Origin of the sequence: Microbulbifer aestuariivivens, assembly GCF_039545115.1 — a bacterium.
GTDB classification, from domain to species: domain Bacteria; phylum Pseudomonadota; class Gammaproteobacteria; order Pseudomonadales; family Cellvibrionaceae; genus Microbulbifer; species Microbulbifer aestuariivivens.
Window position 1 is genome coordinate 45747 of the sequence record NZ_BAABRT010000017.1, and the last position, 14061, is coordinate 59807.

The window sequence follows — 14061 nt, forward strand, 5'->3', positions numbered from 1 at the left end:
TTTAACTCTAATCAGAAACAAAAAAGGCGCATCCAATCGATACGCCTCCTTGAAGCTTTAACTTCTAACAGCTAAAGACTTCTTAATTTACCGCGTCTTTCAGGGCTTTGCCGGCCTTGAAGTTCGGAATCTTAGCGGCAGCGATTTCGATGGGATCGCCGGTGCGCGGATTACGGCCAGTGCGGGCAGCACGCTCTTTTACGGCAAAAGTACCGAAGCCTACCAGAGCAACCTGATCGCCTTTTTTCAGGGCCTCAGTGATGCTTTCCACCATAGCGTCCAGTGCGCGACCGGCAGCAGCTTTAGGAATATCTGCAGATTCGGCAATCGCTTCAATCAGTTCGGACTTATTCACGCTTAATCCCTCTGTTCTTTTTTAGGTATGTTTTGGTGCCCATCTTGGACACCTGTGTGTTCGGCCTTGCGTCACCAGTCAGCACTGGCGCCTGTCAATAAACCACGGTTTATACCAACTGCCCGATAGCGGGTCAAGAAACGACGGGGGTTTCAGGGCAGTTGGGCGTTTTTAAGGCAACCTTGGGGTCTAGTCAGATTACTTTTTGATCTGCCAACGGCAAGGGCCGCCCAAAGGCGGCCCCTCGATTTTGCTCAGTGAGTATGCACGGATCGCTGTGAGCGCTCTTCGGCCTGCTTCTGCAGCGCTGAGTACTCTTCATCGGAAAGGGACTGCGGCTTGTGCTCAAGCGCATACTCCAATACCTGGTCAATCCACTTGACGGGCTTGATCACCAAATCCTGCTGGATATTCTCCGGGATATCCCGAAGGTCACGCTCGTTGTCCGCAGGAATCAATACTGTCTTGATGCCCCCCCGGTGCGCAGCCAGCAACTTCTCCTTGAGACCCCCGATACGCAGGACCTCGCCGCGAAGGGTAATCTCGCCTGTCATGGCCACATCCGCCCTGACCGGAATATTGGTCAATACGGAAGCCAGCGCGGTACACATTGCGATACCGGCTGAGGGGCCATCTTTGGGTGTTGCGCCCTCGGGCACGTGAATGTGGATATCACGGGTTTCGTTGAAATCCGGAGCAATACCGAGCACCTGGGAGCGAGCGCGAACAACGGTAAGCGCGGCCTGAATCGACTCCTGCATCACGTCGCCTAGAGAGCCGGTCTTGATGACCCGCCCTTTGCCCGGCACAGCGGACGACTCAATCGTGAGCAGCTCTCCACCCACCTCGGTCCAGGCCAGACCAGTCACCTGACCGATCTTGTTGTCTTCCTCTGCGCGACCGAAATCGTACTTTCGCACACCCAGCAGATCTTCGAGCTGACCGGGCTCAATCACCGCCCTCTTGCTGGTGGCATCACGCACGTGCTCCGTCACCACCTTGCGGCAAATCTTGGCAATCTCGCGGTCGAGACCGCGAACCCCAGCCTCGCGGGTGTAAAAGCGCACAATATCCCGAACCGTTTCGTCTTTCAGAACCAGTTCGCTCTCCTTGAGGCCGTTCGCCTTGCGCTGCTTGGGCACCAGGTAACGCTGTGCAATATTCGTCTTCTCATCCTCGGTGTAGCCGGGGATACGGATGACCTCCATCCGGTCCAGCAGTGGCCCGGGAATATTCATGGAGTTGGAGGTACATACGAACATCACATCAGACAAATCGTAGTCAACCTCAAGATAGTGATCGTTGAAGGTCTTGTTTTGTTCCGGGTCGAGCACTTCCAGCAAGGCCGATGCCGGATCACCGCGATGATCCATACCCATCTTGTCCACCTCATCGAGAAGGAAGAGCGGGTTCTTGACCCCAACCTTGGAAATCTTCTGGATCAACTTGCCCGGCAGAGAGCCGATGTAGGTGCGGCGGTGACCGCGAATTTCCGCTTCATCCCGCACACCACCGAGGGCCATACGTACATATTTGCGGTTGGTCGCCCGGGCAATGGATTGCCCCAGGGAGGTTTTACCCACTCCCGGCGGCCCCACCAGGCACAGGATCGGGCCTTTGACCTTCTTCACGCGCTTCTGTACCGCGAGGTATTCGAGGATACGCTCCTTGACCTCCTCGAGACCGTAGTGGTCTTTCTCGAGGATTTCCTCCGCTTTTTTCAAGTCATGCCGTACGCGACTGGCCTTTTTCCAGGGTACGCTCAACATCCAGTCGATATAGCTGCGCAGCACAGAGGCTTCAGCGGACATCGGTGACATCATCTTCAGCTTGCCCAACTCCGCACGGGTTTTCTTCTCGGCCTCCGCGCTCATTCCGGATTCGGCGATTTTTTTCTCGAGTTCCTCGACCTCGTTGGGCTCCTCCGTGATATCGCCCAGTTCTTTCTGAATGGCTTTCATCTGCTCATTCAGATAGTACTCCCGCTGGCTTTTTTCCATCTGTTTCTTTACGCGGCCGCGGATACGCTTTTCCACCTGGATCAGGTCGATCTCGGAGTCCATCAGGCCAAGCAACTGCTCAAGGCGCTCTTTCACGCTCACAGTTTCCAGCAGCTCCTGCTTCTGCGGCAGCTCCAGCGACATATGCGCGGCAATGGTATCGGCAAGCCGGCCCGGCTCATCGATGCCCGACAGCGAGGTGATCACCTCGTTGGGCACCTTCTTACTGACCGAGACATACTGCTCGAACTGAGACATGGCTGAGCGAACCAGCGCGTCGGACTCCGCCTCGGGCAGCTCGTCGCTTTGCAGATCCTCAACGGTGGCGCGGTAGTGCCCCTCGCCGTCGATAACCTCGAGCACTTTGACCCGACGGCTACCCTCTACGAGGACTTTGACAGTGCCATCTGGCAGCTTCAGCAACTGCAAGACACTGGCCACCGTCCCGACCCGGTAGATATCATCCTTGCCAGGGTCATCTTCAGAAGCCTGCCGCTGGGCCACCAGCAATACCTGCTTGTCATCGCGCATCGCCTCCTCGAGCGCATCGATGGACTTCTCCCTGCCGACAAACAACGGGATAACCATGTGCGGGTAGACGACCACATCGCGCAGCGGCAGCAGCGGATACTCTTGTTTGGTGTCGGATTGCTGGTCCATAGAACTCCTCTCGGCCCGAATCAGTAGGGTACTGTGGCGCGACATAGAAACCGACGGGCCCTCAGACCCACCGCTGTGCATACCACCTCTTATGAAGCAAAGATGGGGGGTGGCAGCTAGAATACAAGTCTAATCTGGGGGCGATTAGCTCCCGACCATGAAATTACCCATACGCCAGCACTGGGCAGCCTGCCTCCCCGCACAAATTAGTACAACATTTTTAGGGGTTTGGATTGAACGTCCAGCATAAAAAAGCCCCTTTCGGGGCTTTTTTCAGATTTCGCACTAATCGCTGGCCGGAAGGGAAACTGCGAGCTACTCCTCCGGTGCCACCTTCTGCTGCGGGGACTCGTTACTGGTGTACACCAGCAGTGGAGCTGATTCCCCCTTGATGACCGCTTCGTCGATCACCACCTTGGCTACGTTATCCATGGAGGGAATATCGTACATGGTTTCCAGCAGAACAGACTCCATAATCGACCGCAGTCCGCGAGCCCCTGTCTTGCGCTCCATCGCCTTGGCCGCCACAGCGTCCAGGGCATCGGGCCTGAAGTCCAGCTCGACGCCTTCCATTTCAAACAGCTTACCGTACTGTTTGGTGAGGGCGTTTTTGGGCTCGGTCAGAATCTGCACCAGTGCTTCGCGGTCCAGCTCCTCCAGAGTTGCGGTCACGGGCAGACGACCGACGAACTCGGGGATCAAGCCGTAGCGAACCAGGTCTTCCGGCTCGAGATCCCGCAGAATCTCCCCGAAGTTGCTGTTACTGTCTTTAGATTTCACCTCGGCGCTGAAGCCGATTCCGCCCTTCTCGGAGCGATCACGGATGACCTTGTCGAGCCCGGCAAAGGCACCGCCGCAGATAAACAGGATGTTGGAGGTGTCCACCTGCAGGAACTCCTGCTGCGGATGCTTGCGGCCGCCCTGCGGCGGTACAGAGGCCACCGTACCTTCAATCAACTTCAACAGCGCCTGCTGCACGCCTTCACCGGATACATCGCGGGTAATGGAAGGGTTGTCAGACTTGCGGGAAATCTTGTCGATTTCGTCGATATAGACAATACCCTGCTGGGCTTTCTCCACATCGTAATCGCACTTCTGCAACAGCTTCTGGATAATGTTTTCGACATCTTCACCGACATAGCCCGCTTCGGTCAGCGTTGTCGCATCGGCAATGGTGAAAGGCACATTGAGCAGACGCGCCAGGGTTTCAGCCAGTAGTGTTTTACCGCTGCCGGTAGGGCCCACCAGCAGGATGTTGGACTTGCTGAGCTCAACCTCATCTTTGCCTTTTGCCCCGGTTTTGGTGCGAAGGCGCTTATAGTGGTTGTATACAGCCACAGCCAGCACGCGCTTGGCTCTCTCCTGGCCGATCACATACTGATCGAGGATTTCGGTGATTTCCTTCGGTGTGGGGAGGCGCCCCTCCTGACCATCGGAAGACTCCTGAACCTCCTCGCGGATGATGTCGGTACAGAGCTCGACACACTCGTCGCAGATAAATACGGACGGGCCGGCAATCAGCTTGCGTACTTCCTGCTGGCTCTTGCCACAGAAGGAACAGTACAGCAGCTTGCCGTTGTCTTCCCCGCTGTTCTGGTCGGTCATCAATCTACTCCGTGGTCTGCGGCCCGCCGTCAACCGGCTGCCCATTGGTCTTATCTAGCAAGATGCTGCCTTTTGGCGGCTTTTTCAAGCCCTTTGTTATCACCATTTACCTGGCAACACAAAGGCGACGCCAACGGCCGGGAAAATCACCCTATCCCGGGAGTTCCGCTGGCATGGTTATCTCGTTATTTGGAGGGGTCGAGCACCTGACGGCGGGACAACACCTCGTCCACCAACCCGTATTCCTTTGCCTCATCAGCATTCAAGAAATGATCGCGCTCGGTATCCCGCTCAATATCGCTGACATCTCGGCCCGTATGATGCGCCATCAACTCGTTGAGACGCTTGCGGATCTTGAGAATCTCCTGAGCCTGGATGTGGATATCACTGGCCTGCCCCTGCGCACCACCGCTGGGCTGGTGAATCATGACGCGGGAGTTCGGTGTTGCATAACGCTTGCCCGGAGCGCCAGCCGACAACAGGAAGGCGCCCATACTCGCTGCCTGGCCGATACACATGGTGCTGACACTGGGCTTGATAAACTGCATGGTGTCGTAAATAGACATCCCCGCGGTTACCGAGCCACCCGGAGAATTAATATAAAGATGAATGTCCTTGTCGGGATTCTCTGCCTCCAGGAACAGTAGCTGGGCTACGACCAGATTGGCCATATGGTCCTCTACCGGCCCAACCAGAAAAATCACGCGTTCTTTGAGCAGGCGCGAGTAGATATCAAAGGAACGCTCACCGCGAGCAGTCTGTTCTACAACCATCGGCACCAGGCCGGTAGCTTGCGGATCGATCGAGTGCAGGGGATTATCAAAACGTGCCATAAATACCGAAGATTCCTTTTGTGGCGTATCAGGCGAAGCGCCCGGATCGAGCTGATCTGGACTGAAATTTGGGACTTTCTGAGCTTAACCGGTCGAAGGCGAGAAAGCCAGCCGGCACGGGGAGGGAGGGAAAGGGATCGGCGACTGCTGATCGCAGTCGCCGAGTTTTAGCGCATCAGCCTCGCTGCGGCTTGATCACGTCGTCGTAGGAGCTTTCCACTTCCTTGACGGTGGCGCTGTCGAGCACGAAATCGACTACCTGATCTTCCAGAACGACTGACTCAACGCCAGACAGCAGTTCACGGTTGTTGTAGTAGTACTCGACCACCTCTTCCGGCTGCTGATAGGTGGACGCCAGCTCTTCAACCTTGGCCTTTACGCGATCTGCGTCCACATCGAGCTTGTTCTGCTTGACGATCTCGCCGACGACCAGACCGAGGACCACACGGCGCTTGGCCTGATCTTCGAACATGGCATCCGGGAGCATCTTCTCGGCATCTTCAGCACTGATCTGGCCACCGAACTGCTGAACCATCTGACCGCGCAGGGTGCGAACCTCGCCAGCAACCAGCGCTGCGGGAATTTCCACTTCATGCTTTTCAAACAGCTGGTCCATGACCTGAGTCTTGACCTTGTTCAGAGCCGCGTTTTTCAGCTCGCGCTGCATGTTGTTGCGAACTTCCTCGCGGAACTTCTCTTCGCCGCCTTCCTCAACACCATAAGCCTGGAAGAATTCTTCATCCAGAGCCGGCAGCTCAGGCTTCTCGGAGGACTTGACTTTGATGGTGAAAGTCGCCTCCTTGCCCTTCAGGTTTTCAGCCTGGTAATCCTCTGGGAAGGTGACCTGAATATCCTGCTCATCGCCCGGCTTCATACCGAGAATGCCATCTTCAAAGCCCGGAATCATTTGCCCGGAGCCCAGCTCCAGCTTCTGGTCTTCGGCTTTGCCACCGTCAAACTCTTCACCGTCGACGCGACCGACAAAATCGATGGTCACACGGTCACCCTTTTGCGCCTTGCGCTTAGTCTCTTTCCAGGTGGACTGCTGCTTGCGAAGAACGTCAATCATGTTGTCGACGTCTTTGTCGGTTACTTCAGCCACCGGCCGTTCTACTTCAATAGCGGCCAGGTCGGTCAGCTCGACTTCTGGGTAAACTTCGAAAGTAGCCACGTACTCGAGGTTTTTACCGGGAGTGTTTTCTTTGGTCTCGATGCTCGGCTGGCCAGCAGGCTTCACCTGCTCTTGCTGCACCGCCTCGTAGAAGGTGCGACCCATTACCTCACCGAGCACTTCCTGGCGAACACCGGCGCCGAAACGCTGACGAACCACCTTCATCGGTACCTTACCCTTGCGGAAACCGTTAAGGCGTACGTTCTTGGCCGCCTGCTGGAGACGCTTCTCAACCTCGCTATCGACGACTTCCGCCGGCAAGTTAACAGTAAGGCGACGCTCCAGGCCGGAAGTTGTTTCGATGGAAACCTGCATGTTAATCCTCGTGAGACTCTCTTATTCAAGTCAGGCGCAATCTACCGCGCCGCTCTGACTGCGCCGGAGCGCCAACGCATGTATTCAGCCGCCAGTTCTGCCATAGCGCCGCGCCGGATCGGGGCCGCGCAACACTCAAACCGGCTGTCGCCAAATACAAACAGCCCGCACCTCGCCGATAATGGCGGGTAACACGGGCTGTCCAATTCCTAGTCATTGGTGGGGACGGGGAGACTTGAACTCCCACACCTTGCGGCACCAGAACCTAAATCTGGCGTGTCTACCAATTCCACCACGTCCCCAAACCTGCACCCCGACGCTAACCTATTGATATCTATGCAATTTAAAGCATAAATACCAGGTCCAGGCGACGAGGGCTGCAGATTGTGCCACAGCCGCCGGGGGGCTTCAACAAATTGCCAAGCAACCTGCTGCGGGCGCACCCGAACCCCAAACAACAGAGAGGGCGCCCTGAGGCGCCCTCTCCGAAACAATGGGGCTGCGCCGGGGCATCAGGGCAATCCACCCTCACAGCCCCGGCACCGAGCGAGCCGGTCAGACACGCTCGACAATGGTGGTGATGCCCTGACCAAGGCCAATACACATGGTGGACACACCCAGAGTACCACCCTCGTTCTGCATCACTGTCAACAGGGTGCCGGTAATCCGCGTGCCGGAACAACCAAACGGGTGGCCAAGTGCGATTGCCCCACCATAGAGGTTGACCTTCTTGTCCATGTCATCCAACAGGTCAAGATCCTTGAGCACCGGCAGCGCCTGTGCGGCAAAGGCCTCGTTCAGTTCGACCTTGTCGATATCCGCAATGGTCAGACCGGCATTCTGCAGCGCCTTCTTCGTGGAAGGAACCGGGCCGTATCCCATGATGGAAGGGTCCACACCTGCAAGGGTCATTTCACGAACCTTGGCGATAGGCTCCAGACCCAGAGCCTTGGCGCGCTCGGCTGACATCACCAGCATTACGGAAGCGCCATCGGTAATCTGCGAAGAGGTACCCGCAGTGACCTGACCATGCTTGGGATCAAAAGCCGGCTTCAACTGCGCCAGTGCTTCCACAGTGGTCTCTGGACGGATGGTCTGATCCGTTTCGACCAGAATCGGCACACCGTTTTCGTCATGACCTTCGATGGCGATGATTTCCCGGTTGAACTTGCCCTCTTTGGTAGCCGCGGCGGCCAGCCTGTGTGACCGGGCGCCAAACTCATCCATCTGCTGACGCTGAATACCGTGCATCATCGCCAGGTATTCCGCTGTCATGCCCATGGAACCCGCCGCCTTAGCCATGTAGCGGCCCAGCATCGGGTTGGGGCTCACATGCTCCATCATGTTGAGGTGGCCCATGTGCTCGACGCCTCCCACAACGTACACGTCACCCACACCGGCGCGAATATTGGCAGCGGCGGTGTGCAGCGAAGACATGGAAGAGCCACACAGACGGTTAACGGTCTGCGCGGGAATGGTATGGGGCAGCCCCGCGCGCAGCAGGATAAAGCGAGCCACATTGAAGCCCTGCTCATCACGCTGCATCACACAGCCCCAGATCAGGTCATCAATTTCCGCCGGATCCAGCTTTTCGTTGCGCTGCAAAAACTTCTTCAGCAGTTCTGCGGACATATCGTCTGCGCGAACATGGCGATAAACACCGTTTTTGGAGCGCCCCATTGCCGTGCGGGCGTAGTCGACAATGACGGCGTCTCTGGGATTCAAACTCATCGAAATTCTCCTTGGTAGTCGCCACCAGCCCACTGGTTAAGGGCTGGCCCGGCAGGGGATCTGCCAGCGCGGCCGCAGCCGCGGGTGCGGGTCGGACAATGCCCTCCCCACGTATTGCCGCCCCAACCACTCTGCGTCGGTAAACGGGGCGACGACTCGGTTATCGGTTAATAGTAGGTTTTACCCTCGGCAGCCATCTTGCGCATCTGCTCGGTGGGCTTATACAGCTCACCCAGCTCAGCGTACTTGTCTGCCATCTTCACGAACTCATCCATGCCCACCTTGTCCAGCCAGGCAAAAATGCCACCGCGGAATGGAGGGAAGCCGATACCGTAAATAAGCGCCATATCCGCCTCAGCCGGGGACTCAACGATCCCCTCTTCCAGGCAGCGGGCCAGTTCGGTCGCCATCGGCACCATCATGCGCTCGACGATTTCATCCTTATCAAACTCGCGGCGCTCCGCCACGTGGGGCTTGAGCAGCTCGTAAGCCTCCTCGGTGGCCACCTTCTTCGGCTTGCCTTTCTTGTCTTCTTCATAGTTGTAGAAGCCCTTGCCATTCTTCTGGCCAAAGCGTCCGGCTTCATACATGACATCGGTTGCGGCCTTGAAGGTCTTGCCCATACGGTCCGGGAAGCCCTCCGCCATCACCTGCTCCGCGTGCACACCGGTGTCGATACCCACTACATCCATCAGGTAGGCAGGACCCATCGGCCAACCCCAGCGCTCCATGACCTTGTCGACTTCCTGGAAGTCGGCGCCGTCGCGCAGCAACATGGAAAAACCAGCGAAATATGGGAACAGCACACGGTTCACAAGGAACCCAGGGCAGTCGCGCACAACAACCGGTTTCTTGCCCATCTTGTTCGCGTAGGCGACCACACGGGCAACCGCGTTGTCGGAGGTCTTCTCGCCGCGAATAACCTCAACCAGAGGCATCTTGTGCACCGGGTTGAAGAAGTGCATGCCGAGGAAGTTTTGCGGACGCTTCAGTGTCTCAGCCAGAGAGTCAATAGAGATGGTAGAGGTGTTAGAGGCGATGATCGTGTCGTCGCTCACCTTGCCTTCCACCTCGGTCAGCACAGCGCTCTTGACCTTTTTGTTCTCGACCACCGCCTCAACAACAACGTCGATCTGATCGAAGCCGTCATAGCTCAGTGTCGGCTCAATACGGTTCAGGGTTTCGCCCATTTTCTCAGGCGTCATACGACCGCGTTCAACCAGTTTCGCCAGCAGCTTGTTGGCCTCTTTCAAGCCCAGGTCAATACCCTTCTGATCGATGTCCTTCATCTTGATGGGCGTGCCCTTGTAGGCGGACTGGTAGGCGATACCGCCCCCCATGATGCCGGCGCCGAGTACTGCCGCTCGTTCAATCTTTTTGTCGGCTTTCTTTTCCCAGCTCTTGGCCACTTTGCCAATCTTCTGGTCATTGAGGAACAGACCCACAAGAGACTTGGCAGTATCCGTCTGCGCGCAGTCGATAAACTGCTGCTGCTCGATCTTCAGTGCCTCATCGCGATTGACCTTATAGCCCTGCTCCATTGAGGTGACCGCGGCTACCGGGGACGGGTAATGCTTGCCCGCCTGCGCGCCAACAAACGCCTTGGTGGTAAAGAAAGCCATCAGCGCTTCGGTGTCGTTGAGAGGAATCGGGGTTTTCTTGATTTCCCGACGCGCCTTGTAATCCAGCTCACCATCGATGGCTCGCTGCAACAAGGTCAGCGTTGCCTCTTTGAGCTGCTCGTTGGGCACAACCGCATCCACGGCGTGGTTAGCGAGTGCGCTGTCCGCTCTCTGCTCCTTGCCCGCAGCGATCCACTCAGCCGCCACGTCAACGCCAACAACGCGCGGCAGACGCACGGTGCCACCCCAGCCCGGAATCAGGCCGAGCTTCACTTCCGGCAGGCCCACTTTGGCCGCCTCGCCCATTACGCGATAGTCACATCCGAGGCAGACCTCGAAGCCACCGCCAAGGGCGTAACCATTGATGGCGACGGCAGTCGGAACCGGCAGGTCCTCAAGGCGGTTGATGTTCACATTATTCTTGTTCATCAGCTCGGCCACGCCGTCGCGGCCGGCGGAGAAGGCGTCGCCGAACTCGGTGATATCGGCACCGACGATAAAGACACCCTTGCTACTGGTCAGCAGCACGCCCTTGAGACCCTCTGCGGCTTCGATCGCATCCAGCGCCTCGGAAAATTCGGAAACGGTGAGCCGGTTAAACTTGTTGACGGACTCATCCTTTAGGTCGAAGTTGAGCTCGGCGATGCCGTTTTCCAGCATCTGCACCGTTAGCGCTTTGCCACTAAATAACATTGAATGACCTCTTTTTCTCCGGGCGGAATGCCCGGGGTCGGAGTTTTAATGACCACTGCCCTCGCCTGATCCCGGCGGGGACGGAGATACTGCATCGGCAGATCCCATCTGGTGGTGCTGCTTTTGGCCGGATTCACCGGCCTCATTCGCTCCCGGCGAATAAAACACTGCGAGCCGCGGGGGTACCCTATCCAGAGCCAGAATGAATGACAGAATCACCCCAGCGGGTCAGCGATCGCCTAGTATAGCCAGATTCAAACGTCTGTTTGAATACCATTTCTTACAAATCGGGTGGCAGCGCCGCAGCCGCGCACAACTATTGATCGATTCGGCCTTGGCGGAGCCCCGTGAAGGCAACAGTCTATACGCTGATTAGGCCCTCTTTCATATGCTCGGCGCCAAGATTGCCTTCCTGAAGGCTGAATGTGCGGTCAGGTTTAAGTTCAGGGGACACCGGGGCAGCTGGCGCTCACAAGCACACACTCCACCTCACAGGGATTGCGGAAACGATGGGGGCGGTGACGGGCAAAAAGATAGCCATCTCCCGGGCCAAGAAGCGCGACTTCACTGCCAACAGTGACCTCCAGATGGCCGGAGATGATGATCCCTCCCTCCTCTCCAGCAGCCGCCCGCAGATCAGGCTCACTACACGAACCCGGGGCAATGACTGTATAGCGCATGGTCAAACCCCCAGGCTCCTCAGCACCCGCAAAAGCACCCAGCAATCGGGATACTGCACCGGCGGCGTCCACAGCAGGCATTTCAGCCGTGCGAAAGAAAACCGGCCGATCGGCAACGAACTTCAGGGTAAAGAATTCCGCCAGGGACAGCGGGATACCATCGAGGACCTTCTTCAGTGAATCGATGGAGGGGCTGACGCGCCCCTGCTCAATAAGGGAAATCGTGGCATGAGTGACCCCGCTGCGTTCGGCCAGGTGACGCTGCGACCACCCGTAGAGTCTGCGCAGGGCTTTGAGCCGGACTCCGACTTCGCTGCCGGAGTCGCAGGGGGGACCGCCACCTGAGCGATCCCCGCGACTCTCGACCGTCTCGACCGTCTCGCCTGCTTCGCGAATCGCTTTGTCAGGACCGCCCCCTGCTGACTGCGGTATGAATTCCCTGCCTGCCATCATGGCGCCCCCCAATCCCTGGAAGCGTACAGTCTACGCCAGGCATTGGGGCCTGGGAACGTATTCCGGCAATGGGCTCAGACCATGTCGTCGAAAGGATTGTCAGAAGGCAATACCACTTCCGGGTATCCCGGCAGAGTTACCCGCTGATCGGATAGCTGAATCTCCTGCTCGTTGACCAGGCACTCGCCAAAACGGTAGATAGCATTCAGATCTCCGCGCTTCACCTTTGCATCATAGGCCTGTGCGCGTTCGCGAACTTTCTCGTTCTGGACGCTGTGGGCAGTCAATGCCCGTTCACCGTGACGCTTGCCCAGCATTCGGCGCACCACACTGGGAGAAAACACGCTGGCAGTGGCATTGTTGCCGCCAAAGCCCTTGGAGTTCAGGAAAGCCACATCCAGAGACCGCGGATCGCGCTCGCGGTGCTCCAGGGCAATATCCAAGTGCTTGTGATGCACATCCTCAGCGACGCGGTCGACAGTGGTGATCCCCGGTAGAATACCGCGGTCAAAAACCCCGAGACTGGTAATCAGCTGATCACCACTGGCCGCCGCCACGGTATGCCCAAGGTAAGCTTTCACCGCGCATACCGGCCAATTTTCAATGCCAAATGCACCCGCCAGACGATCGAAAATTGCCGACTCGGTGACACGATTCTGCGGCGTACTGGAGCCGTGCGCCTGCACAAAGCTTCTGTGGCGCAGACTGTCCTCCCCGAGCACGGCGCGGGTCTCCGACATCGCTCGCGCAACGGTAAGGTAGTTACCCGGCCCCGGTGCCGAAATGGATTTCTTGGTGCCGTCGGCATTCACAAAGACGTTGGCCACTGCACCGTGAATGTTCGCACCCAGTTCCAGCGCCAAAGCGTCATCCATCAGAATGACCCACTGACTGCCCTCCCCCAGAGTAAAACCGCAGTTCTCTCCAAAGGGTCGGCTGGCGCGACGGAAGTCAATATCGCCCGAGGAAAGCTTGCGCAATCCCTCGATACTGGCCAATGCACCCATGGTGCTATACCCGTCCACAACCTCCGGAACCAGTGGTGCCTCAGCGGCACCCACAACGGCCACCCGCGCGCGTCCGCTGCGGATATCCTCCACCGCCGAGCGGAGGTTATATAAATAAGTGGCGCAGGCACCGGCGACCGCACCGGTGGTACCAACACTGCCCAGCACATAAGCATTGACGAAATCCGCCGGCATACTGGTCAGGCCCAGCGCCAACTGTTTGGAGCTGACACGGGTACCGCGCAACCGCGATTGCAGCAGACCGCCATTGCCGTAGGGGTCCAACTGACTCATCGCTGAACTGGCGTATACGGAAATATTGTGCGGTCCAGCAGCGGAAATCACGGTGTCCCAGTCCAACCCCAGTGACTGCACGGCATCCGAAGCGCCGAGAATGGCAAGCTGCAGGCCGCGAGGATGGAAGCGGGAGTTGTAGTGCTCGCCGGGTTCAAAGCCTGTGGGCAGCTGCCCCGCTGAGCCGACGGAGATTTCCCGGTAGCTGTCCAGCATCACCGACAAACCACTGCAGCGCACCCGCACACGCCCATCGCCGAGAGACTCCACATTCCAGTCAGCCGGCAATGGGTCGGGCAGCTGGCGGGCGGACATTTCAAAAGTCATGCCTTCGGCACTGCTGAGATCGGCCGGCTGATGGAAATGGCATTTGCGGTAGTCGTAAAACCGCGTCTCCAGCTCCCGTACCAGCGTGGAATCCAGCACCCTGCGCTCCAGTGCGGCATCCACCGGCAGGTCCGCATCGGCACCACTGCGCAGCCCCATCAGAGCCGCCAGATCAGCAACAACATCTTCCCGTTCAGCACCGCCTAGCTTGTCCAAAACCAGGCGTTTGTAACCGCGATGAAATGAGCTGCGTCCGGCGGGATTAAAGCCACCGAAAGCGGTGATAACGGGAAGGCGCTGCATCCTGTCCTCCAG

At 57.6% G+C, this 14061-nt stretch carries 9 protein-coding genes and 1 tRNA gene; all 10 read right to left on the reverse strand.

Annotation, left to right across the window (positions count from 1 at the left end; all coding sequences use genetic code 11):
• Positions 1–82: 82 nt before the first annotated feature.
• Positions 83–355, reverse strand: a complete 273-nt coding sequence (locus ABEA58_RS10770) for an HU family DNA-binding protein (RefSeq protein WP_345551388.1) — start codon at positions 353–355, stop codon at positions 83–85.
• Between the two features lie 254 nt (positions 356–609).
• Positions 610–3015, reverse strand: coding sequence for an endopeptidase La (gene lon / locus ABEA58_RS10775; protein WP_345551389.1), 2406 nt, complete (start codon positions 3013–3015; stop codon positions 610–612).
• Between the two features lie 315 nt (positions 3016–3330).
• Entirely contained in the window at positions 3331–4620 is a 1290-nt protein-coding gene (clpX, locus tag ABEA58_RS10780; RefSeq protein ID WP_345551390.1) for an ATP-dependent Clp protease ATP-binding subunit ClpX, read from the reverse strand.
• A 185-nt stretch (positions 4621–4805) separates the two neighbouring features.
• Positions 4806–5453: an ATP-dependent Clp endopeptidase proteolytic subunit ClpP gene (gene clpP, locus ABEA58_RS10785; RefSeq protein WP_345551392.1), complete on the reverse strand. Its 648-nt coding sequence runs from the start codon at positions 5451–5453 to the stop codon at positions 4806–4808.
• Positions 5454–5628: 175 nt separating this feature from the next.
• Positions 5629–6939 (reverse strand): trigger factor, encoded by a 1311-nt coding sequence (gene tig, locus ABEA58_RS10790; RefSeq protein WP_345551394.1) that lies wholly within the window; start codon positions 6937–6939, stop codon positions 5629–5631.
• A 217-nt stretch (positions 6940–7156) separates the two neighbouring features.
• A tRNA-Leu gene (locus tag ABEA58_RS10795) sits at positions 7157–7241 on the reverse strand.
• A gap of 253 nt (positions 7242–7494) precedes the next feature.
• Positions 7495–8670 carry an acetyl-CoA C-acyltransferase FadA gene (gene fadA, locus ABEA58_RS10800; RefSeq protein ID WP_345551396.1) on the reverse strand — a complete coding sequence of 392 codons (1176 nt, stop codon included), beginning with the start codon at positions 8668–8670 and terminating at the stop codon, positions 7495–7497.
• 167 nt (positions 8671–8837) lie between these two features.
• Positions 8838–10985 carry a fatty acid oxidation complex subunit alpha FadB gene (gene fadB, locus ABEA58_RS10805; RefSeq protein WP_345551398.1) on the reverse strand — a complete coding sequence of 716 codons (2148 nt, stop codon included), beginning with the start codon at positions 10983–10985 and terminating at the stop codon, positions 8838–8840.
• Between the two features lie 443 nt (positions 10986–11428).
• A complete protein-coding gene (locus ABEA58_RS10810; RefSeq protein WP_345551400.1) occupies positions 11429–12118 on the reverse strand; it encodes a helix-turn-helix domain-containing protein in 690 nt (229 codons plus the stop codon).
• Between the two features lie 74 nt (positions 12119–12192).
• A complete protein-coding gene (locus ABEA58_RS10815) occupies positions 12193–14049 on the reverse strand; it encodes a beta-ketoacyl synthase (protein ID WP_345551402.1) in 1857 nt (618 codons plus the stop codon).
• Between the last annotated feature and the right edge of the window lie 12 nt (positions 14050–14061).

Excerpts from the sequence above, each read along its gene's own strand:
- lon (WP_345551389.1), bottom strand. The coding sequence starts at position 3,015 with ATGGACCAGCAATCCGACACCAAACAAGAGTATCCGCTGCTGCCGCTG.
- clpX (WP_345551390.1), bottom strand. The coding sequence starts at position 4,620 with ATGACCGACCAGAACAGCGGGGAAGACAACGGCAAGCTGCTGTACTGT.
- clpP (WP_345551392.1), bottom strand. The coding sequence starts at position 5,453 with ATGGCACGTTTTGATAATCCCCTGCACTCGATCGATCCGCAAGCTACC.
- tig (WP_345551394.1), bottom strand. The coding sequence starts at position 6,939 with ATGCAGGTTTCCATCGAAACAACTTCCGGCCTGGAGCGTCGCCTTACT.
- fadA (WP_345551396.1), bottom strand. The coding sequence starts at position 8,670 with ATGAGTTTGAATCCCAGAGACGCCGTCATTGTCGACTACGCCCGCACG.
- fadB (WP_345551398.1), bottom strand. The coding sequence starts at position 10,985 with ATGTTATTTAGTGGCAAAGCGCTAACGGTGCAGATGCTGGAAAACGGC.
- ABEA58_RS10810 (WP_345551400.1), bottom strand. The coding sequence starts at position 12,118 with ATGATGGCAGGCAGGGAATTCATACCGCAGTCAGCAGGGGGCGGTCCT.
- ABEA58_RS10815 (WP_345551402.1), bottom strand. The coding sequence starts at position 14,049 with ATGCAGCGCCTTCCCGTTATCACCGCTTTCGGTGGCTTTAATCCCGCC.